Genomic DNA, 20,702 nt, shown 5'->3' on the forward strand with positions numbered 1-20,702 from the left:
TTCCTTACGCGGAATATGGCAGGATAAGAAAACCCTGATTAAATTAGGTGTATTCTTAAATCACTGCGACTCTGTGTAAAGGAAGTCACGATGTCACAATGGAATATTGCTGCGGCCCAGTATGCCGGGCTGCATCACAGTGTAGATGAACATGTCGCGCACCATCTCCGTTTCATTGCCGAAGCGGCACGACAGCAGTGCGATTTGCTGGTATTCCCGGAGCTCTCATTAACTGGCCCAGGGACAACGACGCTCCCCGCCCCTCCCGATGATAAACAGCTGGCCCCGTTGCTAAACGCCGCAAAATTATACCGGATTACTATTATTGCCGGGCTTCCGCTCGACGTGAATGGCCATCGCCAGAAAGGCCTTGCCCTGTTTACCCCCTCTCGCCATAGCATCCTGCGCTACCCTCAGGGTCGCGGTGCAAGCCTGATCCCAGGAGATAAACAGCTGACGATCATCGATGCACATGCTGATTCGCCAAATCTCGACCCGCAGGCGACGCTGTTTACCAGCTGCCAGTCAGTGGGAGATAGCCGCTGGCGGCAGTCCATCAGTACCCTGCAGCGATTCGCACACAAATATGCCATTGCGGTGTTAATGGCGAACACGCGCGGCGGCAGCGCGTTATGGGATGAAAAAGGTCAGCTGATCGTCCGCGCGGACAAAGGTGAACTGCTATTGACCGGATCTCTTGGCAGACAGGGTTGGCAAGGCGATATCATTCCTTTAGGCTAGGCGTTTTAGGCTCAGGAGAGTTCAATGCTGCGCGTCATCGATACCGAAACCTGCGATCTTCAGGGCGGAATAGTGGAAGTGGCTTCTGTCGACGTGATTGATGGAAAAATAGTCAACCCAATGAGCCATCTGGTACGTCCCGACCGCCCGATCAGCCCGCAGGCAATGGCTATTCATCGCATTACAGAATCGATGGTGGCGGACAAACCGTGGATAGAAGAGGTGATACCCCACTATTACGGTAGCCCGTGGTACGTCGCGCACAACGCCAGTTTTGACCGCCGGGTGCTCCCCGACATGCCCGGAGAATGGATTTGCACGATGAAACTGGCGCGTCGTCTCTGGCCCGGGATTAAGTACAGCAATATGGCGTTGTACAAATCCCGTAAGCTGAGCGTCAGAACGCCGGAGGGTCTGCACCATCACCGCGCCCTGTATGACTGCTACATCACCGCCGCGTTACTCATTGATATTATGAATAACTCCGGCTGGACCCCTGATGATATGGCGACCATTACCGGGCGTCCGGCATTGCTGACTACCTTCACCTTTGGCAAATACCGCGGTCGGGCGGTTTCCGATATTGCGGATAAAGATCCGGGCTATCTGCGCTGGCTCTATAACAACCTCGATAAGATGAGCCCGGAACTGCGTTTAACGCTTAAGCACTATCTTGGCGAAGCTTAACGCTCCGCACGGCCTGGCAGCGTCTCCTGCGCCAGGCCAATCAAAAACGCATACTCCAGTGCCACGCCTTCGTAAGATTTAAATCGTCCCGATTTCCCGCCGTGACCGGAGTCCATATCCGTGCACAGCAGCAACAGGTTGTCGTCGGTTTTCAGTTCCCGCAGTTTCGCCACCCATTTTGCAGGCTCCCAGTATTGCACCTGTGAATCGTGCAATCCGGTGGTCACCAGCATGTGCGGATACGCTTTCGCTTCCACATTGTCGTACGGGCTGTACTCTTTCATGTAGCGATAGTAGATCTCATCCTGCGGGTTGCCCCACTCTTCAAACTCTCCAGTCGTCAGCGGGATGGATTCATCCAGCATGGTCGTTACCACATCGACAAACGGCACCTGCGCAATAATCCCTTTAAAGCGTTCGGGACGCTGATTGATGACGGCCCCCATCAATAATCCTCCCGCGCTGCCGCCCATACCAAAGCAAAGCCCAGGATCGCCATAGCCCTGCTCAATCAACGCATCGCAGACGTCGAGATAATCATTGAAGGTATTTTTCTTTTTCAGGAATTTCCCGTCTTCATACCAGTGCTGACCCAACTCCCCGCCGCCGCGAACATGCGCAATGGCGAACACAAAACCGCGATCCAGCAGACTTAACCGGCTGCTGCTGAAATCAGCGTCCATGCTTGAGCCGTAGGAGCCGTAGCCGTAAACCAGAATCGGATTCTTACCTTTCTGGAAATACGCCCGATGATAAACAAGCGAGACCGGCACCTCGACGCCATCGCGGGCGGTAACCCACAGGTGCTCGCTTCGGTAGTTGTCGGAATCAAACCCTTTCACTTCGGACTGTTTAAGCACCTGACGTTGCCCGGTGTCCATATCCAGCTCAAAGAGCGTATCGGGCGTGGTCATAGACGAGTAGCCGTAGCGCAGACGCGACGATTCCGGCTCAGGATTAAACCCTATCCACGTAACATAGGCCGGGTCGTCAAACGCAATCCCGATCACTTCCCGCGTTTTGCGGTTAATTTGCCGCAGGCTGGTCAGCCCCCGCTGGCGTTCCTCAACCACCAGCCAGTCGGTGAACAGCGTAAACCCTTCGAGCATCACCTGCTCCCGGGCGGGGATTAACACTTCCCACTTGCGTTCGTCGCGTACTTTGGTTTTGTAGAGGCCAAAGTTTTTACCCTCCCGATTAGAGCGCAGGTAAAAGCTGTGCTGGAAGTGATCGAGACTGTATTCATGATCTTTACGCCGCGGCAGGAAGCACAGCGGCTGCGCATCAGGTAGTTCGGCGTCCAGAAGCAGAACTTCAGAGGTTGTGGCGCTGGCCAGGAAGATAATCACATAGTGGCGGGACGAGGTTTTGTGCAGGCTGACATAAAACGTTTCGTCTTTCTCTTCGTAAACCAGTTCGTCGTCAGCAGAATCCGTCCCAACGGTATGGCGCCACACCTGGTAAGGCAGCAACGTGGAGGCATGCTTTTTGACGTAGTAGACCGTTTCGGAATCATTCGCCCAGACAAAGTCCGGCGAAACGTTATCCAGCATTTCCGGATACCAGTTACCGGTTTCCAGGTTGCGAAAACGCAAACCGTACTGACGACGGGAGAGGTAATCCTCCGCCAGCGCCATAATGGTGTTATCGGGAGAGATGGACATGCCGCCGAGGGTATAAAACTCGCTGTGGGCGGCGCGCTGGTTGGCATCCAGCAAGATATCCCACTCATCCCATTCGGCGCATAACACCGACTGTCGCTGGTAGATGGGATACTCGTTGCCAGGTTCGTAGATATGGCGATATCGATAGCCATTTTTGGTCCATGGCGCGGAAATATCGCGCTGGGGGATACGCTGCACCATTTCATTTAGCAGCTGATCCTGCAACGCCTGCTGGCTGGACATGACCTTGCGGCCATAGTCGTTTTCCTCGTGCAGGTAGTCAAGCACTTCTGGCCGGGAACGGGAGTCGTCCCGCAGCCAGTAATAGTTATCTATACGCGTATCGCCATGCGTGGTGATCGCATACGGAGTACGTCGGGCTTTCGGTGGCATGTCATCATTCTTTTGAGTTTTACACCCTATAAGGTTGGCAAAACCCACGCATGATGCAAGCGAAACATGGCTGCGACGGCGGCAGTTAGCCCTGTAACGCCCGTTTTTGCTCCTGAATATCCTTCTCGATCCCGTCCCGGACATCTTGTGGGATCTTCAGGGCATCACCCAGCGCATTGAGATAGCTGCGCTCCATAAAGTGATCGATATCGATGGCGGCACAGCTCAGAAAATAGAGCTCAAGCGCCTCTTCCTCATTTTTCACGCTTTGCGCCAGACGCTGCGGTTCGAGTGGCTGTTCGATGGCCTGCGCCACCAGCGCTCTGCCCTTTTCTTCGACACCGGCTTCGCGCAGTTGCTGCTCAATCGCCGATCGTTCCTGGTCATCAATGTGCCCGTCGCTTTTCGCCGCGAACACCAGCGCCAGGATGAGCCGTTCGGTACGCAGATCCAGCGGCGAGGTCTGCTCACCAAAGTGGGGTTCGTCGCTGTGCGCGGTCCGCACTCTGTCCTTGTATTTGTTCCACAGTACGGTACCCGCAATAGCGCCGCCGCCCGCCAGCAGCGCGCCGGTACCATACTTTGCCAGTAACTTACGCGAGGATTTATTGGCAACCAGCAGTCCAGCCAGCCCGCCAAGCGCCCCCGGAACCAAGAGTTTGCTCAGCCCCTGCTCGCCGGATGACGACGTTTTCTGTCCCAACATGGATTGCAATTGATTTAGCCAGCCTGACATGGTTTCCCTCACTTAACGGTGAATATGTCTCCCAGCGTAAGCGAGCAGGCGTCAGGAAATGTCTGCCACGGCTAAAGAAGCGCAAATTTCTTAACCGCTCTCGGGCCCTGAACAAGACAGACGCAAACGTTTACGTTTATAATGCGCGCAACTTTTTCAGGGGGATTGTTATGACTCGTTTAGGAACCGCGCTGCGACCTGCGGCGACGCGTGTGATGCTGTTAGGATCGGGCGAACTGGGTAAAGAGGTCGCCATTGAGTGCCAGCGTTTGGGCGTGGAAGTCATTGCAGTGGATCGTTACGCTGACGCACCTGCCATGCATGTCGCCCACCGTTCTTATGTGATCAATATGCTGGATGGCGATGCCCTGCGTACGCTGATTACGCAGGAGAAACCGGATTTCGTGGTACCCGAAATTGAAGCCATTGCCACCGATACGCTGATCGCCCTTGAGCAGGAAGGCCAGCGCGTGGTGCCCTGCGCAAAAGCGGCCAAACTCACCATGAACCGCGAAGGCATTCGTCGTCTGGCGGCTGAAGAGCTGGTCTTACCTACCTCAGGCTACCGTTTTGCCGGCGATAAAGCCGCTTTCCTGCAGGCTGTCGACGAAATTGGCTACCCGTGCATCATTAAGCCCGTCATGAGCTCCTCCGGTAAAGGACAGAGCTTTATCCGCGACAGCAGCACTCTGGATAAGGCGTGGGAGTATGCCCAGCAGGGAGGACGTGCTGGTGCCGGTCGCGTGATTATCGAAGGCGTCGTAAAGTTTGATTTCGAAATCACGCTGCTGACGGTCAGCGCCGTTGATGGCGTCCATTTCTGCGATCCGATTGGCCACCGCCAGGAAGATGGCGACTATCGTGAATCCTGGCAGCCGCAGCAGATGAGCGACCTGGCGCTGGCACGTGCGCAGGAAATTGCCCGTAAAGTGGTTCTGGCGCTGGGCGGTTACGGATTGTTTGGCGTGGAACTGTTTGTCTGCGGCGACGAGGTAATTTTCAGTGAAGTCTCCCCTCGCCCGCACGATACCGGGATGGTCACGCTGATTTCGCAGGACCTTTCTGAATTCGCCCTGCATGTGCGCGCTTTCCTCGGCCTGCCCGTTGGCGGCATTCGTCAGTACGGCCCGGCGGCTTCGGCGGTGATCCTGCCGCAATTAACCAGCCAGAACGTCATCTTTGATAACGTCGAAGGGGCTATAGGTGCAGGCTTGCAGGTTCGTCTGTTCGGGAAACCGGAGATTGACGGCACGCGCCGCCTTGGCGTGGCGCTAGCGACCGGTGAAAACGTGGATGAGGCTGTGGCAAGAGCCAAAACAGCCGCCGCGAACGTGAAGGTTGCAGGATAAAAAAAACGGGCCAGCAGGCCCGTTTTTCATATTGTCTTCGCTTACTGCTTCGCGCCTTCAACCGCTTCGCGAGCCAGTTTAGTGATGCGATCCCAGTCGCCTGCTTCCAGCGCATCCGCAGGAACCAGCCATGAACCGCCGATGCACAGGACACTTTTCAGCGCCAGGTAGTCACGGTAGTTTGCCGGAGAGATACCGCCCGTCGGGCAGAAGCGAACCTGAGAGAATGGACCCGCAATAGCCTGCAGCGCTTTGGTACCGCCGTTAGCTTCAGCCGGGAAGAATTTGAACTCTTTCAGGCCGTAATCCATACCCATCATCAGTTCAGATACGGTGCTGATACCCGGGATCAGAGGGATCGTGCCTTCGGTTGCAGCTTTCAGCAGCGGCTCGGTCAGGCCAGGGCTGATAGCGAACTGCGCGCCCGCTTCGGTCACGTCAGCCAGCTGCTGTGCGTTCAGTACGGTACCCGCACCGATGATCGCGTCCGGCACTTCTTTGGCGATAGCGCGAATAGCGTCCATCGCGCAGGCGGTACGCAGGGTCACTTCCAGAACACGAACACCACCCGCGACCAGGGCTTTCGCCATCGGGACAGCATGTTCCAGCTTGTTCACCACGATTACCGGCACGACAGGGCCAGTGGTCAGGATTGCTTCTGCACTTGTTTTCCAGTTTTTCATCAGAGTTTTCTCTCGCCAGATCGATAAAATCAAGTCGTCTTAAAACGTAATACAGGTTGCGCCCTGCTCCGCACCGGAGAGTTTCTCACGCAGCGCGCCAAACATTTCGCGTCCGGTTCCCACGCGCGATGCGCTAAGGTCAGGAATATGTGGCTTACGTGCCGCCAGTTCAGCGTCATCCACCAGCAGGGTTAACTCACCTGTCTGACCGTTGACGCGGATCATGTCTCCATCACGAACTTTCGCCAGCAAACCGCCGTCGTAAGCTTCCGGGGTCACGTGGATGGCAGAAGGCACTTTACCTGATGCGCCAGAGAGGCGTCCATCGGTCACTAACGCAATTTTGAAACGGCGGTCCAATAATACACCAAGTGGCGGCATAAGTTTATGTAATTCTGGCATCCCGTTCGCTTTTGGCCCCTGATGGCGCACCACAACGACGCAATCTTTGTCGAGCAGACCGGCATCAAACGCAGGCAAAACGTCATGCTGGCTTTCAAACACCACGGCCGGCGCTTCGATAATCTGGTTCTCTTCCGGTACGGCGGAGGTTTTCATCACCGCACGCCCCAGGTTACCGCTGAGCACTTTGGTGCCGCCGTGACGAGAGAACGGTTGTTCAAAGGTGGCGATAACCTGTGCGTCAAGCGAGGCGGTGGCGCCTTCACGCCAGTCAAGCTCACCGTTATTGAGCCACGGCTCATGGGTATAACGCTGCAGACCAAAGCCCGCCACGGTGTTCACATCTTCATGCAGCAGACCGCCTTTCAGCAGCTCGCGCATCAGCACCGGCACGCCACCGGCAGCCTGGAAGTGGTTGATGTCAGCCGGGCCGTTCGGGTACAGGCGCGCCATCAGTGGCACCACAGACGAGATATCCGAGAAATCATCCCAGTTAATCAGGATGCCCGCCGCGCGCGCCATCGCCACCAGATGCATGGTATGGTTGGTTGAGCCGCCGGTTGCCAGCAGCGCAACGATACCGTTGACGATCACTTTCTCGTCGACCATTTTACCCAGCGGCATCCACGCGTTGCCGTTACCGGTCAGACGCGTTACCTGGCGGGCAGCTGCTTCAGTCAGGGCCTTACGCAGTGGCGCATCCGGCTGAATGAAAGAGGACCCAGGAAGCTGCATCCCCATAAATTCCACCACCATCTGGTTGGTGTTGGCCGTACCGTAGAAAGTACAGGTGCCCGGCGCATGGTAGGAGGCGGCTTCCGCTTCCAGCAGTGCCTGACGATCTGCTTTACCTTCCGCATACAGCTGACGGATACGCACTTTTTCTTTATTTGGCAGGCCGCTTGCCATCGGACCTGACGGCACGAAGATCGCAGGCAGATGACCAAACGACAGCGCTGCCATGGCCAGCCCCGGGACGATTTTATCGCACACGCCGAGGTACAGCGCGCCATCAAACATATTGTGAGACAGACCCACTGCGGCCGACATCGCAATCACTTCACGGCTCAGCAGAGAGAGCTCCATCCCATCCTGACCCTGCGTCACGCCGTCGCACATGGCCGGCACGCCGCCCGCGACCTGGCCTACCGCATTGACGCTGTGCAGCGCTTTACGGATGATCTCCGGATACACTTCGTACGGCTGATGCGCAGAAAGCATGTCGTTGTAGGAGGTAATGATGGCGATATTGTTACGCAGCATGCTTTTCAGCGAGGCTTTATCGTCGGGCTGGCAGGCGGCGAAACCGTGCGCCAGGTTACCGCAGGCGAGTTGTGAGCGATGAACGGTATTACTTTTGGCCTGTTCAATCCGGGCGAGGTAGGCAGAACGGGTCTCTTTCGAGCGCTCAATAATGCGTTGTGTTACGCGTAACAATGTCGGATTCATAAAAGCTCCTCTAATTTATCTGTCCGGGCTCGGGAGTTTACAAAGTCGCTGGCGATTATTAACAACGCTGAAACGCTTGCTGTCCGGAGCTCAGGGGCAAAATCACTTCCGGCAGTGTAATAAAAAAAGCTCCGCGGGTGAATCCACGCGGAGCTTAAAAGTTTATAAATTGTGCCACGAACTGTGTTAGATCATGTTACCGGTAAAATAACACCTAAGAGGCAGCTGATAATTTTACTCAAACTCATTCCAGGAGCGGCCATCACGGGTGATCATCGCGACGGACGCGACAGGCCCCCAGGTGCCCGCCTGATACGGTTTCGGCGCATCCTGATCCGCAGCCCAGGCTTCAGTGATGGAGTCGACCCATTTCCACGCCTCTTCCACTTCATCACGACGCACGAACAGCGCCTGGATACCGCGCATGGTTTCCAGCAGCAGACGCTCGTAAGCATCGGCAAGGTGCGTCTGATTGAACGTTTCGGAGTAGCTCAGGTCCAGCTTGGTGGTCTGCAGGTTATGTTTATGATCCAGGCCCGGCACTTTGTTCAGGATCTGGATGTCCACCCCTTCGTCTGGCTGCAGACGAATGGTCAGTTTGTTCTGCGGCAGCTCCTGCCAGGACTCTTTGAACAGGTTGAGTTCAGGGTTTTTGAAGTAAACGACCACTTCAGAGCATTTGGTCGGCAGACGTTTACCGGTACGCAGGTAGAACGGAACGCCCGCCCAGCGCCAGTCATCGATATCCACGCGGATCGCCACAAACGTCTCGGTATTGCTCGCCTTGTTGGCGCCCTCTTCTTCCAGGTAGCCCGGCACTTTTTTACCCTGAGCAAACCCTGCGGTGTACTGGCCGCGTACCGTTTTCTCACGCACGTTTGAGCGATCGATGCGACGCAGTGACTTCAGCACTTTCACTTTAGCGTCACGGATGCTGTCCGCCGTCAGGTCAGACGGTGGAGACATGGCAATCATGCAAAGGATTTGCAGCAGGTGGTTCTGGATCATGTCGCGCATCTGACCGGCCTGGTCAAAGTAACCCCAGCGGCCTTCGATACCTACCTCTTCGGCCACGGTGATTTCCACATGGTCGATGGTACGGTTGTCCCAGTTATTCACAAACAGGGAGTTGGCAAAACGCAGCGCCAGCAGGTTCAGTACCGTCTCTTTACCGAGATAGTGGTCGATACGGTAGACCTGGCACTCTTCGAAGTACTCGCCGACCTGGTCGTTAATTTCGCGGGAGGTTGAAAGAGAGGTCCCCAGCGGTTTCTCCATCACCACGCGTGCCGGTTTAGCGTTCAGCTTCGCTTCGCCCAGACCTTTGCAGATTGCACCGAAAGTGCTTGGTGGCATGGCGAAGTAGTTAATGGTGACACGGTTTTTCTGATCCAGCATCGCGCCTAAACGGTTAAACGCGCTGACGTCGTTCACGTCCAGGTTACAGAAATCAAGACGTCCGCTCAGGGTATCCCACAAACTTTCATCAATCTTTTCCTTCATGAAAGTTTCGAGCGCCTCGCGTACGACCTTGGTATAAGCTTCCTTGTCCCAGTCGGCGCGCCCAACGCCCAGGATACGCGTATCCGGATGAATTTGGCCCGCTTTCTCCAGTTGATACAGGGAAGGCAGCAATTTCCGGCGTGCAAGATCGCCTTTCGCGCCGAAAATGACCAGGTCACATGCCTGGGCTGTTTGCGTTACCGCCATGTCATTCTCCTCAGTTGGATCACCTGGTACTTCTGCCAGGTATCGTTGTAATTTTATTACGTTGCACTGTACTGCTTTTACGTCATTCCCGAAACCATTAGCGCTTAACCTCGCGTGCGATACCGCGATTTTTTCGCCGTCAGACGCGTGTGGTGGCGGAATCACGCAAAAAGCGTTGATTCTTTGAACTACAGGGTCATAACAAAACCCGACACCGATCAAGTAATGAAAAAAAACAACAACATTATCTTGTCGACTGTTACCCTTTATGGAAGCCACAGGGGTAATATCGGCTAAATCGAATCATGATTTCATGAATTAATGAAATCGTTTCCACCCATGAGCGCCCTGTTAACAATGAACATGCTGGAAAAAATCCAGTTCCAACTGGAACACCTTAGCAAATCCGAGCGAAAAGTGGCCGAAGTCATTCTTGCCGCTCCTGCTCAGGCGATTCATTCAAGCATTGCCGCTCTGGCGCAGGAGGCAGGCGTCAGCGAACCGACGGTTAACCGCTTCTGCCGTAGCCTTGAAACGCGCGGCTTTCCTGATTTTAAACTGCATCTTGCACAAAGTCTGGCAAACGGCACGCCTTATGTTAATCGCAATGTGGATGAAGACGACAGTGTTGATGCCTATACGGCGAAAATATTTGAGTCGGCCATGGCTACGCTGGACCACGTTCGCCAGTCCCTGGATATGAATTCCGTGAACCGCGCGGTGGATTTACTGACCCAGGCCAAGCGCATTGCGTTCTTTGGCCTCGGCTCGTCGGCGGCCGTGGCGCATGACGCCATGAATAAGTTCTTCCGCTTTAACGTCCCGGTCATTTATTCCGATGACATTGTCCTGCAACGCATGAGCTGTATGAATTGCAGTGAAGATGATGTCGTGGTACTCATTTCGCACACCGGGCGCACCAAAAGCCAGGTGGAGCTGGCGCAACTGGCGCGTGAAAACGATGCCATGGTTATTGCCCTCACGACGGCGGGCACGCCGCTGGCAAGAGAAGCGACGCTCGCCATCACCCTTGACGTCCCGGAAGACACCGACATGTATATGCCGATGGTCTCCCGTCTGGCGCAGCTCACGGTGATTGACGTGCTGGCAACCGGTTTCACCCTGCGCCGTGGCGCAAAATTCAGAGATAACTTGAAGCGTGTCAAGGAAGCGCTTAAGGAATCGCGTTTTGATAAAGAATTGCTTATGAAAAGCGATGTTCCCTAAATAGTTTAATAACTACGATGTAACGATTTACGGCATTCGGTCCTCTCTCTGTTGCCTTGCAGCAGATGAAGGCCGATTTAATGTTCACGCAACACCAAAGTTGTTTCAGTCAACGGAGTATTACATGTCCAGAAGGCTTCGCAGAACCAAGATCGTAACCACCTTAGGCCCGGCCACTGACCGCGATAACAATCTCGAGAAAATTATCGCCGCGGGTGCCAACGTGGTGCGTATGAACTTCTCTCACGGTACGCCAGAAGACCATAAATTACGTGCCGACAAAGTGCGTGAAATTGCGGCCAAACTTGGCCGTCATGTTGCTATCCTCGGGGACCTGCAGGGTCCAAAAATTCGTGTTTCAACCTTCAAAGAAGGTAAAGTCTTCCTCAATATCGGCGACAAATTCCTGCTTGATGCCAACCTGGGTAAAGGCGAAGGCGATAAAGAAAAAGTTGGGATCGACTATAAAGGTCTGCCGGCTGATGTTGTGCCTGGCGATATCCTGCTGCTCGACGACGGTCGCGTTCAGCTGAAAGTGCTGGAAGTTCAGGGGATGAAGGTATTCACCGAAGTCACCGTCGGGGGCCCGCTCTCAAACAACAAAGGCATTAACAAACTCGGCGGTGGCCTCTCAGCCGAAGCGCTGACCGATAAAGACAAAGCGGATATCGTGACCGCTGCGCTGATTGGCGTTGACTACCTGGCCGTCTCCTTCCCGCGCTGTGGCGAAGACCTGAACTACGCGCGCCGTCTGGCACGTGATGCGGGCTGTGATGCCAAAATCGTTGCTAAAGTGGAACGTGCGGAAGCCGTTTGCGATCAGGACGCGATGGATGACGTGATTCTGGCCTCTGACGTGGTGATGGTTGCCCGTGGCGATCTGGGCGTGGAAATTGGCGACCCTGAGCTGGTGGGGATCCAGAAAGCACTGATCCGCCGTGCACGTCAGCTTAACCGTGCCGTGATCACCGCAACCCAGATGATGGAATCCATGATCACCAACCCAATGCCGACCCGTGCAGAGGTGATGGACGTGGCTAACGCCGTGCTGGACGGTACCGATGCCGTAATGCTTTCTGCAGAAACCGCAGCCGGCCAGTATCCTGCTGAAACCGTAGCCGCGATGGCACGCGTTTGCCTGGGTGCTGAAAAGATCCCAAGCATCAACGTCTCTAAACACCGTCTTGACGTGCAGTTCGACAACGTGGAAGAAGCGATTGCGATGTCTGCCATGTACGCCGCTAACCACCTGAAAGGCGTAACGGCGATTATCACCATGACCGAATCTGGCCGTACCGCGTTGATGACCTCCCGTATCAGCTCCGGTCTGCCCATCTTCGCCATGTCTCGCCACGAGCGTACGCTGAACCTGACGGCGCTGTATCGCGGTGTCACGCCGGTTCACTTCGACAGCACCAACGACGGTGTCGCGGCTGCCCACGACGCCGTGAACCTGCTGCGTGACAAAGGCTATCTGGTCTCCGGTGATATCGTGATTGTGACTCAGGGTGACGTGATGAGCACCATCGGCTCGACCAATACCACTCGCGTATTGACCGTCGAGTAAGCACGCCCCTGTTAAAAAGCCCGCTCTTTTCGGAGCGGGCTTTTTTTATTTCTGCTTATTTCTTCGGGAAAAGCTCTTTGCGTTTGTATGGCTCTGTTTCACCGGGCTTACGCGTTTTGAGCAACTTCAGTATCCACGTGTATTGCTCAGCATGCGGTCCCACCAGAATCTCGACCTCTTCGTTCATTCGACGCGCAATGGTGTGATCGTCCGCCGTCAGTAAATCATCCATCGGTGGACGCACTTCAATGCTCAGGCGATGGGTTTTCCCGTCGTATACCGGAAACAGCGGAATGACGCGCGCACGGCAGACTTTCATCAGGCGGCCAATCGCCGGCAACGTGGCTTTATACGTCGCGAAGAAATCCACAAACTCACTGTGCTCGGGGCCGTGGTCCTGATCCGGCAGATAGTAACCCCAGTAGCCCTGACGCACGGACTGTATAAACGGTTTGATGCCATCATTACGCGCATGCAGACGGCCACCAAAACGGCGACGCACGGTGTTCCAGACGTAATCAAAGATCTTATTGCCCTGGTTATGGAACATTGCCGCCATTTTCTGCCCCTGTGACGCCATCAGCATCGCAGGAATATCCACACCCCAGCCGTGAGGAACGAGGAAGATCACCTTCTCGTTGTTGCGGCGCATCTCTTCGATGATTTCCAGCCCTTTCCAGTCAACACGCGTCTGAACTTTCTCCGGCCCTTTGAGCGCCAGTTCGGCCATCATTGCCATGGCCTGAGGCGCGGTCGTGTACATGTCGTCAATCAGCGCTTCGCGCTCGGCGTCACTCTTCTCCGGGAAACAGTACAGGAGGTTAATCTGCGCACGGCGACGGGCACTTTTACCAAACCGGCCCGCCAGGCGGCCTATTTTTCCCAGTACCGGATCGCGAACCGAGGCAGGTAACATCGCAATCCCCGCAAATGCGTAAACGCCAAGCCAGGCACTCCAGTTGCGCGGGTGGCGAAAAGATTTTTCAAACTCAGGAATGTACTCAATATTGTTTTTTTGGGTTTCCATGCTGGTTCCAGGGTCTGGTGACGCAAAATTTCATTCAGATAGTGTAGCGAGGCAGCCGCTCGCGCACAAAACAAAAAGCCGGCACATACTGAGGCCGGCTTTTTCACAAAACAGAGGGCTTAATCAAAGCGCAGCTGCGGAATCACCTCTTTCACCTGCGCCAGGTAATCGGAACGATCTTTACCTGTCAGGCCTTCGGTACGCGGCAGTTTCGCCGTAAGCGGGTTCACTGCCTGTTGGTTAATCCACACCTCATAGTGCAAATGCGGCCCGGTAGAGCGCCCGGTATTCCCGGAGAGCGCGATACGGTCGCCACGTTTCACTTTCTGTCCCGGCTTAACCAGCAGCTTACGCAGGTGCATATAGCGGGTGGTGTAGGTACGACCATGACGCACCGCGACATAATACCCGGCTGCACCGCTACGTTTTGCAATCACCACTTCGCCATCACCCACAGCCAGCACAGGGGTCCCCTGCGGCATGGCAAAGTCAACGCCACGGTGCGGCGCAACACGCCCGGTTACCGGGTTCAAACGGCGCGGGTTAAAGTTGGATGAGACACGGAATTGTTTAGCCGTCGGGAAGCGCAGGAAGCCCTTCGCAAGCCCGGTACCGCTGCGGTCGTAGAACTTACCGTCTTCGGCACGAATGGCGTAGTAATCTTTGCCATCAGAGCGCAGACGCACACCCACCAGTTGGCTCTGCTCACGCTTGCCGTCAAGCATTTCACGGGACATGAGAACGGAGAATTCATCGCCTTTCTTCAGTTTGCGGAAGTCCATTTGCCACTGCATGGCTTTGATTACCGAGCTGATCTCGGCGCTGGTCAGCCCCGCATCGCGCGCGCTGGAGACAAAGCTTGCGCCTACGGTCCCTTTCATCACGCTGTTCACCCAGTCGCCTTTCTGCATTTCACTGGTCATTTTGAAACCGTTTGCAGTGCGATCGTAGGTGCGGGTTTCGCGACGGGACATCTCCCAGGTCAGGCGTTGCAGATCGCCATCAGCGGTTAACGTCCAGGAGAGCTGTTGACCAATTTTCAGATTACGAAGATCTTTATCAGCCGCCGCCAGCTGGCTGATGTTTCCCATGTCGATACCGTACTGGTTCAGAACGCTGCTTAACGTATCACCCGTCGAAACGACATATTCGTGGATCCCCGCTTCATTCTCGGTTTTATCGTCCAGCTCATCCTGCGGGATGGCTTCATCTTCCTGAGCCGCCTGGTCGATAGGTTCACTGGCCTCAGGGAGGAGAGAGCGGATCTCGCTCTTCTCAAGCTCGATGGTTTTGATGATTGGGGCAGAACTCGGATGGTAAACATAGGGCCGCCAGACGGCGACCGCTAACGTGAGAACTGTAAGAGACCCCAGCATAACGCGATGGGGTCGAGGCAGATTGTTAAATGCCAGGGCGACAGAGCGGGCTATCTGTTGCACGTATTCACTTCCTCGTTAATCTCCTTTCAGGCAGCTCGCATACTGGTTCGCCAGTTGGCTGAGAAACTGCGAATAGCTCGCTTTGCTCAACTGGATATTCGTTCCTAGCGGGTCAAGGGTTCCCATGCGCACGGATGTTCCCCTGGCCACGGCTTCTACGACCGCTGGCCTGAACTGTGGCTCAGCAAAAACGCATGTCGCTTTCTGCTCAACCAACTGTGTTCTGATTTCATGTAAACGCTGCGCACCAGGTTGAATTTCAGGGTTGACGGTAAAGTGCCCCAGCGGGGTCAGGCCGTAGTGTTTCTCGTAATAGCCATAGGCGTCATGAAAAACGAAATACCCTTTTCCTTTCAACGGTGCGAGCTCATTACCCACCTGCTTATCGGTTGCGGCTAATTGTGCCTCAAAATCCTTCAGGTTGGCGTCTAGTTTGGCTCGACTTTGCGGCATAAGTTCCACTAATTTGTCATGGATTGCAACCGCCGAAAGCCGCGCTATCTCTGGGGATAGCCAAAGGTGCATGTTGTACTCGCCGTGATGGTGATCCCCATCACCTTTTTCGCCGTCGGCGTGTCCGGCATCATGTTCATCACCATCGTCGTCAGCCCCTTTCATGAGCAACGGTTTCACGCCAGGGAGTTCGGCAATGGCGACCTGTTTTTCGCCCGGCACCTGTTTTGCCGACTTCTGCATAAACGCTTCCATCTCTGGGCCAATCCAGACAACTAAGTCCGCGTTTTGTAAGCGTTTTACATCAGATGGACGCAGGGAATAATCATGCTCGGAAGCCCCATCAGGGAGCAGAACCTGGGTGTCAGTGACCCCATCTGCAATCGCGGAAGCAATGAAACCGAGCGGTTTAAGCGAAGCGACAACAGCAGCGTTAACATCTTGTGCTGTTGAACCCCAAAGGGCAGCGGATAATGCTGCGAAAAGAAGCGTATTTTTATGTAACATAATGCGACTAATCATCGTAATGAATGCGTGAGATGTGATATTATAACATTCGTTGACTTCTGCAAGCTTAAATTGACATGACGACTTTGGTTTCTCTCGACAATATTTCGGTCTCATTTGGCCAACGCCGCGTCCTCTCTGACGTGTCGCTGGATCTGAAACCCGGCAAAATTCTGACGCTGCTCGGCCCCAATGGCGCAGGGAAATCCACCCTGGTGCGTGTGGTGCTGGGTCTGGTAACACCTGACGAAGGGGTTATCCGCCGTGAGGAAAAATTACGCATCGGCTATGTGCCGCAAAAACTCCACCTCGACGCCACACTACCGCTGACGGTTAGCCGCTTCCTGCGTCTGCGCCCCGGGACACATAAAGCCGATATTCTTCCGGCGTTGAAACGCGTGCAGGCAGGCCATCTGATTGATGCCCCGCTGCAGAAACTGTCCGGCGGTGAAACCCAGCGCGTATTGCTTGCCCGCGCCCTGTTGAGCAGCCCACAGCTTCTGGTGCTGGATGAGCCGACGCAGGGTGTGGACGTCAATGGTCAGGTCGCACTTTACGATTTAATCGACCAGCTACGTCGCGAACTCAACTGTGCGGTGCTGATGGTTTCCCACGATCTCCATCTGGTGATGGCCAAGACCGACGAAGTGCTGTGCCTTAACCATCACATCTGCTGTTCCGGCACGCCGGAAGTGGTGTCAATGCACCCTGAATTCATCTCCATGTTCGGCCCTCGCGGCGCTGAGCAGCTGGGAATTTATCGCCATCATCACAATCACCGCCATGATTTACAGGGACGAATTGTCCTGCGCCGGGGAAATGGACACTCATGATTGAACTGTTACTGCCCGGCTGGCTGGCCGGGATTATGCTTGCCTGTGCCGCGGGCCCACTGGGCTCGTTTGTGGTATGGCGCAGAATGTCCTATTTTGGCGATACGCTGGCACACGCGTCTCTGCTGGGCGTTGCCTTTGGCCTGTTACTGGACGTGAATCCCTTCTACGCGGTGATTGTGGTCACGCTGCTGCTGGCCGCAGGGCTGGTATGGCTGGAAAAGCGCCCTCACCTCGCCATCGATACGCTGCTTGGTATTATGGCCCACAGCGCCCTGTCGCTGGGTCTGGTGGTCGTGAGCCTGATGTCGAACATTCGTGTTGATCTGATGGCCTACCTGTTCGGTGACCTGCTGGCCGTGACGCCTGAAGATCTGATCTCCATCGCCGGTGGTGTGGTGGTCGTGCTGGGTATTCTGCTCTGGCAGTGGCGTAATTTGCTGGCGATGACCGTCAGCCCGGATCTGGCGTTTGTCGATGGCGTGAAGCTGCAGCGCGTGAAGCTGTTGCTGATGCTGGTGACGGCGTTAACGATTGGTGTGGCGATGAAATTCGTCGGCGCGCTGATCATCACTTCCCTGCTGATTATCCCCGCGGCCACTGCGCGTCGTTTTGCCCGTACGCCGGAGCAAATGGCCGGTGTGGCGGTTATCATCGGGATGATTGCGGTAACGGGAGGGTTAACCTTCTCGGCGTTCTACGATACCTCTGCCGGCCCGTCTGTGGTGCTGTGTGCGGCGCTGCTGTTTATCTTCAGTATGATGAAGAAGCCTGCAAGCTGATCGCCTCTCCCCTCTCCCACCCGGGAGAGGGAACCTCTGCTACGGCATCGCTGGCGGGGTAATACCAAAATGGTTCCACGCCCGCACCGTTGCCATACGACCGCGCGGGGTACGTTGCAAGAAACCCTGCTGGATCAGATACGGCTCAAGCACATCTTCAATTGTCTCGCGCTCTTCACCAATCGCTGCCGCCAGGTTATCCAGTCCGACCGGACCGCCAAAGAACTTATCCAGTACCGCCAGCAACAGCTTACGGTCCATGTAATCAAAGCCTTCAGCATCCACATTCAGCATATCCAGCGCCTGCGCTGCAATCTCAGCCGAAATCGTGCCATCGTGTTTTACTTCGGAAAAGTCACGTACGCGACGCAACAGGCGGTTCGCAATACGCGGCGTCCCCCGGGAGCGCTTCGCTACCTCAAACGCCCCTTCCTCGCTCATCTCCAGCCCCATATAGCGGGCACTGCGGCCAACGATATGCTGAAGATCCGCAACCTGATAGAACTCCAGACGCTGAACGATACCAAAACGATCGCGAAGCGGAGAGGTCAATGACCCGGCGCGCGTCGTCGCGCCAATCAGGGTAAACGGAGGCAGATCGATTTTGATGGAACGTGCTGCCGGACCTTCACCGATCATGATGTCCAGCTGGTAATCTTCCATTGCCGGATAGAGCACCTCTTCCACAACCGGCGACAGGCGGTGGATCTCATCGATAAACAGCACGTCATGCGGTTCAAGGTTGGTCAACATTGCCGCCAGATCGCCCGCTTTTTCCAGCACCGGGCCAGAGGTTGTGCGCAGGTTAACGCCCATTTCATTGGCGACAATGTTCGCCAGCGTGGTTTTCCCCAGACCGGGAGGGCCAAAAATCAGCAGGTGATCGAGTGCATCGCCGCGCAGTTTTGCCGCCTGGATGAAGATCTCCATCTGAGAACGAACCTGCGGCTGGCCAATATACTCATCAAGCAGTTTCGGGCGGATGGCGCGATCCACCACGTCTTCTGTCTGAAGGGTGCCTGCCGATACCAGGCGATCAGCTTCAATCATCCTTTACCTCACAATGCCGCGCGTAGCGCTTCACGAATCAGGGTTTCACTGCTGGCATCCGGTTTGGCAATTTTGCTCACCATCCGGCTGGCCTCCTGAGGTTTATATCCCAGCGCCACCAGCGCAGCAACCGCTTCCTGTTCAGCATCGTCAGAGGCTTGTGCGCCCGGCGAGGTAAGCACCAGATCAGCGGCAGGCGTAAACAGATCGCCATGCAGACCTTTAAAGCGGTCTTTCATCTCGACAATCAGACGCTCCGCGGTTTTCTTGCCGATACCCGGGAGTTTAATCAGCGCAGCAGGATCTTCGCGCTCAACGGCATTGACGAACTGTGGAGCGGACATGCCGGACAAAATAGCCAGCGCCAGCTTCGGCCCTACGCCGTTAGTTTTGATCAGCTCGCGAAACAGCATCCGTTCCTGTTTGTTGTTGAAGCCATACAGCAACTGGGCATCTTCACGCACCACAAACTGGGTAAAGACAATCGCCTCTTTGCCCGCATCCGGCAACTCATAGAAGCAAGTCATCGGCATATGGACTTCATAGCCCACGCCACCGACTTCCAGCAGCACTAACGGGGGTTGTTTTTCAATGATGATGCCTCTGAGTCTGCCTATCACGTGACGCTCCTGCGTTCTGGAAGAAATTAACTGCCGACATAATAAAAAAAGGCTGGATAAACATCCAGCCTGATTTGTCATTATCGTAACCTGCCTCGCGCCAGATTAAGCCGCGATTCGCTCATCTGAACCGCGTTCTGGCTTATATGACAGTGGGTAATGGCTATCGCCAGCGCATCGGCGGCGTCTGCCTGCGGGTTCGCGGGAAGCTTCAGAAGCGTGCGCACCATATGCTGCACCTGACTTTTCTCCGCGCTACCAATCCCCACGACGGTCTGTTTGACCTGTCTGGCTGCGTATTCGAACACCGGAAGATCCTGATTCACCGCCGCAACGATGGCAACGCCCCGTGCCTGACCCAGTTTTAACGCTGAATCGGCGTTTTTCGCCATAAAGACCTGCTCAATGGCAAAAAAGTCGGGCTGAAACTGGGTGATGATCTCCGACACGCCAGCATAGATTAGCTTCAGGCGCGACGGCAGATCGTCCACTTTGGTCCGAATACAGCCGCTGCCAAGGTAGGTTAACTGGCGCCCTACCTGCCGGATGACGCCATAACCGGTGACGCGCGAGCCGGGGTCAATCCCGAGGATAATCGACATCACGCGTCTCCCGTAAACGGTTTATACGCTCTCATCAGAGAGTCGCTGCAACCTCATCAGAGATTTCACCGTTATGATACACTTCCTGCACGTCGTCGCAGTCTTCGAGCATGTCGATCAGACGCAGCAGTTTAGGTGCCGTTTCCGCATCCATGTCCGCTTTGGTTGACGGGATCATGGAGACTTCAGCGTTGTCTGCTTTCAGACCCGCCGCTTCCAGCGCGTCACGTACTGCGCCCATCTCTTCCCACGCGGTGTAGACGTCGATTGCGCCATCATCATAGGTCACAACGTCTTCTGCACCGGCTTCCAGCGCCGCTTCCATGATTACGTCTTCGTCGCCTTTCTCGAAGGAAATGACACCTTTTTTGCTGAACAGATAGGCCACGGAGCCGTCAGTGCCCAGGTTACCACCGCATTTGCTGAAGGCATGACGCACTTCCGCTACGGTACGGTTACGGTTGTCGGACAGACATTCAACCATCACCGCCGTACCGCCAGGACCGTAACCTTCATAAATGATGGTTTCCATGTTCGCGTCTTCATCACCGCCTACGCCACGTGCGATAGCACGGTTCAGGGTGTCACGCGTCATGTTGTTGGACAGGGCTTTATCCACTGCCGCGCGCAGACGCGGGTTAGACGCCGCATCGCCGCCGCCCAGACGTGCCGCTGTAACCAGCTCACGAATAATTTTGGTGAAGATCTTACCGCGCTTGGCATCCTGTGCCGCTTTGCGGTGTTTGGTGTTGGCCCACTTACTATGACCTGCCATAAAAAT

At 55.3% G+C, this 20,702-nt stretch carries 19 protein-coding genes; 7 read left to right on the top strand and 12 right to left on the bottom strand.

The genetic code is table 11. The features are described 5' to 3' along the window. Positions 1-90: 90 nt before the first annotated feature. Both AC2FAP_RS08480 and exoX read left to right on the top strand, forming a co-directional pair. Positions 91-741, top strand: a complete 651-nt coding sequence (locus AC2FAP_RS08480) for a nitrilase-related carbon-nitrogen hydrolase (protein ID WP_449541755.1) — start codon at positions 91-93, stop codon at positions 739-741. 24 nt (positions 742-765) lie between these two features. Continuing rightward, positions 766-1,428: an exodeoxyribonuclease X gene (gene exoX / locus AC2FAP_RS08485; protein ID WP_014170626.1), complete on the top strand. Its 663-nt coding sequence runs from the start codon at positions 766-768 to the stop codon at positions 1,426-1,428. Here exoX and ptrB read toward each other — a convergent pair. Both ptrB and AC2FAP_RS08495 read right to left on the bottom strand, forming a co-directional pair. Further along, positions 1,425-3,485 carry an oligopeptidase B gene (ptrB, locus tag AC2FAP_RS08490; protein WP_108648151.1) on the bottom strand — a complete coding sequence of 687 codons (2,061 nt, stop codon included), beginning with the start codon at positions 3,483-3,485 and terminating at the stop codon, positions 1,425-1,427. The genes exoX and ptrB overlap by 4 nt on opposite strands. An 85-nt stretch (positions 3,486-3,570) precedes the next feature. After that, entirely contained in the window at positions 3,571-4,221 is a 651-nt protein-coding gene (locus AC2FAP_RS08495) for a tellurite resistance TerB family protein (RefSeq protein WP_014170628.1), read from the bottom strand. Positions 4,222-4,391: 170 nt separating this feature from the next. On the opposite strand from AC2FAP_RS08495, the gene purT reads away from it, so the two are divergent. Continuing rightward, a complete protein-coding gene (gene purT / locus AC2FAP_RS08500; protein ID WP_436368636.1) occupies positions 4,392-5,570 on the top strand; it encodes a formate-dependent phosphoribosylglycinamide formyltransferase in 1,179 nt (392 codons plus the stop codon). A gap of 41 nt (positions 5,571-5,611) precedes the next feature. On the opposite strand, the gene kdgA is transcribed toward purT, so the two are convergent. The 3 genes from kdgA to zwf form a co-directional block, all read right to left on the bottom strand. Beyond that, positions 5,612-6,253, bottom strand: a complete 642-nt coding sequence (kdgA, locus tag AC2FAP_RS08505; protein ID WP_020883402.1) for a bifunctional 4-hydroxy-2-oxoglutarate aldolase/2-dehydro-3-deoxy-phosphogluconate aldolase — start codon at positions 6,251-6,253, stop codon at positions 5,612-5,614. 39 nt (positions 6,254-6,292) lie between these two features. Further along, entirely contained in the window at positions 6,293-8,104 is a 1,812-nt protein-coding gene (edd, locus tag AC2FAP_RS08510; RefSeq protein WP_014170631.1) for a phosphogluconate dehydratase, read from the bottom strand. 234 nt (positions 8,105-8,338) lie between these two features. After that, positions 8,339-9,814 carry a glucose-6-phosphate dehydrogenase gene (gene zwf / locus AC2FAP_RS08515; RefSeq protein WP_020883401.1) on the bottom strand — a complete coding sequence of 492 codons (1,476 nt, stop codon included), beginning with the start codon at positions 9,812-9,814 and terminating at the stop codon, positions 8,339-8,341. Positions 9,815-10,171: 357 nt separating this feature from the next. Here zwf and AC2FAP_RS08520 point away from each other — a divergent pair, with 357 nt between their 5' ends. Both AC2FAP_RS08520 and pyk read left to right on the top strand, forming a co-directional pair. Beyond that, positions 10,172-11,041, top strand: coding sequence for a MurR/RpiR family transcriptional regulator (locus AC2FAP_RS08520; protein ID WP_025203851.1), 870 nt, complete (start codon positions 10,172-10,174; stop codon positions 11,039-11,041). A 124-nt stretch (positions 11,042-11,165) separates the two neighbouring features. Then, positions 11,166-12,608 (top strand): pyruvate kinase, encoded by a 1,443-nt coding sequence (pyk, locus tag AC2FAP_RS08525; RefSeq protein ID WP_020883399.1) that lies wholly within the window; start codon positions 11,166-11,168, stop codon positions 12,606-12,608. Between the two features lie 55 nt (positions 12,609-12,663). Here pyk and lpxM read toward each other — a convergent pair whose 3' ends face one another. The 3 genes from lpxM to znuA all read right to left on the bottom strand — a co-directional run bounded on the left by lpxM (position 12,664) and on the right by znuA (position 16,034). After that, a complete protein-coding gene (gene lpxM, locus AC2FAP_RS08530) occupies positions 12,664-13,635 on the bottom strand; it encodes a lauroyl-Kdo(2)-lipid IV(A) myristoyltransferase (RefSeq protein ID WP_032678429.1) in 972 nt (323 codons plus the stop codon). 119 nt (positions 13,636-13,754) lie between these two features. Beyond that, positions 13,755-15,074 carry a murein DD-endopeptidase MepM gene (gene mepM, locus AC2FAP_RS08535; protein WP_014170636.1) on the bottom strand — a complete coding sequence of 440 codons (1,320 nt, stop codon included), beginning with the start codon at positions 15,072-15,074 and terminating at the stop codon, positions 13,755-13,757. 15 nt (positions 15,075-15,089) lie between these two features. After that, the gene (znuA, locus tag AC2FAP_RS08540) at positions 15,090-16,034 is read right to left on the bottom strand and encodes a zinc ABC transporter substrate-binding protein ZnuA (RefSeq protein WP_025203849.1); all 945 of its coding nucleotides are present in this window, start codon (positions 16,032-16,034) and stop codon (positions 15,090-15,092) included. Between the two features lie 77 nt (positions 16,035-16,111). On the opposite strand from znuA, the gene znuC reads away from it, so the two are divergent. Together znuC and znuB are read left to right on the top strand one after the other, a co-directional pair. Continuing rightward, complete coding sequence (gene znuC / locus AC2FAP_RS08545) at positions 16,112-16,867, top strand: zinc ABC transporter ATP-binding protein ZnuC (RefSeq protein ID WP_014170638.1); 756 nt, start codon at positions 16,112-16,114, stop codon at positions 16,865-16,867. After that, positions 16,864-17,649 carry a zinc ABC transporter permease subunit ZnuB gene (gene znuB / locus AC2FAP_RS08550; RefSeq protein ID WP_485452906.1) on the top strand — a complete coding sequence of 262 codons (786 nt, stop codon included), beginning with the start codon at positions 16,864-16,866 and terminating at the stop codon, positions 17,647-17,649. Before znuC ends, znuB begins: the two co-directional genes overlap by 4 nt. 39 nt (positions 17,650-17,688) lie before the next feature. Here the strand turns inward: znuB and ruvB are convergent, their stop codons facing one another. The 4 genes from ruvB to AC2FAP_RS08570 all read right to left on the bottom strand — a co-directional run bounded on the left by ruvB (position 17,689) and on the right by AC2FAP_RS08570 (position 20,696). Continuing rightward, positions 17,689-18,699, bottom strand: a complete 1,011-nt coding sequence (ruvB, locus tag AC2FAP_RS08555; protein WP_449541758.1) for a Holliday junction branch migration DNA helicase RuvB — start codon at positions 18,697-18,699, stop codon at positions 17,689-17,691. A gap of 8 nt (positions 18,700-18,707) precedes the next feature. After that, complete coding sequence (ruvA, locus tag AC2FAP_RS08560; RefSeq protein WP_020883395.1) at positions 18,708-19,319, bottom strand: Holliday junction branch migration protein RuvA; 612 nt, start codon at positions 19,317-19,319, stop codon at positions 18,708-18,710. A gap of 80 nt (positions 19,320-19,399) precedes the next feature. After that, the gene (ruvC, locus tag AC2FAP_RS08565) at positions 19,400-19,921 is read right to left on the bottom strand and encodes a crossover junction endodeoxyribonuclease RuvC (protein WP_025203848.1); all 522 of its coding nucleotides are present in this window, start codon (positions 19,919-19,921) and stop codon (positions 19,400-19,402) included. A gap of 34 nt (positions 19,922-19,955) precedes the next feature. Further along, positions 19,956-20,696: a YebC/PmpR family DNA-binding transcriptional regulator gene (locus AC2FAP_RS08570; protein ID WP_014170643.1), complete on the bottom strand. Its 741-nt coding sequence runs from the start codon at positions 20,694-20,696 to the stop codon at positions 19,956-19,958. Positions 20,697-20,702: the final 6 nt, after the last annotated feature.

It is taken from the genome of Enterobacter cloacae complex sp. 394I7 (assembly GCF_057320345.1).

Bases quoted from the DNA above. Each gene is read 5' to 3' on its own strand.
- AC2FAP_RS08480 (WP_449541755.1), top strand. From the start codon at position 91: ATGTCACAATGGAATATTGCTGCGGCCCAGTATGCCGGGCTGCATCAC.
- exoX (WP_014170626.1), top strand. From the start codon at position 766: ATGCTGCGCGTCATCGATACCGAAACCTGCGATCTTCAGGGCGGAATA.
- ptrB (WP_108648151.1), bottom strand. From the start codon at position 3,485: ATGCCACCGAAAGCCCGACGTACTCCGTATGCGATCACCACGCATGGC.
- AC2FAP_RS08495 (WP_014170628.1), bottom strand. From the start codon at position 4,221: ATGTCAGGCTGGCTAAATCAATTGCAATCCATGTTGGGACAGAAAACG.
- purT (WP_436368636.1), top strand. From the start codon at position 4,392: ATGACTCGTTTAGGAACCGCGCTGCGACCTGCGGCGACGCGTGTGATG.
- kdgA (WP_020883402.1), bottom strand. From the start codon at position 6,253: ATGAAAAACTGGAAAACAAGTGCAGAAGCAATCCTGACCACTGGCCCT.
- edd (WP_014170631.1), bottom strand. From the start codon at position 8,104: ATGAATCCGACATTGTTACGCGTAACACAACGCATTATTGAGCGCTCG.
- zwf (WP_020883401.1), bottom strand. From the start codon at position 9,814: ATGGCGGTAACGCAAACAGCCCAGGCATGTGACCTGGTCATTTTCGGC.
- AC2FAP_RS08520 (WP_025203851.1), top strand. From the start codon at position 10,172: ATGAACATGCTGGAAAAAATCCAGTTCCAACTGGAACACCTTAGCAAA.
- pyk (WP_020883399.1), top strand. From the start codon at position 11,166: ATGTCCAGAAGGCTTCGCAGAACCAAGATCGTAACCACCTTAGGCCCG.
- lpxM (WP_032678429.1), bottom strand. From the start codon at position 13,635: ATGGAAACCCAAAAAAACAATATTGAGTACATTCCTGAGTTTGAAAAA.
- znuA (WP_025203849.1), bottom strand. From the start codon at position 16,034: ATGTTACATAAAAATACGCTTCTTTTCGCAGCATTATCCGCTGCCCTT.
- znuC (WP_014170638.1), top strand. From the start codon at position 16,112: ATGACGACTTTGGTTTCTCTCGACAATATTTCGGTCTCATTTGGCCAA.
- znuB (WP_485452906.1), top strand. From the start codon at position 16,864: ATGATTGAACTGTTACTGCCCGGCTGGCTGGCCGGGATTATGCTTGCC.
- ruvB (WP_449541758.1), bottom strand. From the start codon at position 18,699: ATGATTGAAGCTGATCGCCTGGTATCGGCAGGCACCCTTCAGACAGAA.
- ruvC (WP_025203848.1), bottom strand. From the start codon at position 19,921: ATGTCGATTATCCTCGGGATTGACCCCGGCTCGCGCGTCACCGGTTAT.
- AC2FAP_RS08570 (WP_014170643.1), bottom strand. From the start codon at position 20,696: ATGGCAGGTCATAGTAAGTGGGCCAACACCAAACACCGCAAAGCGGCA.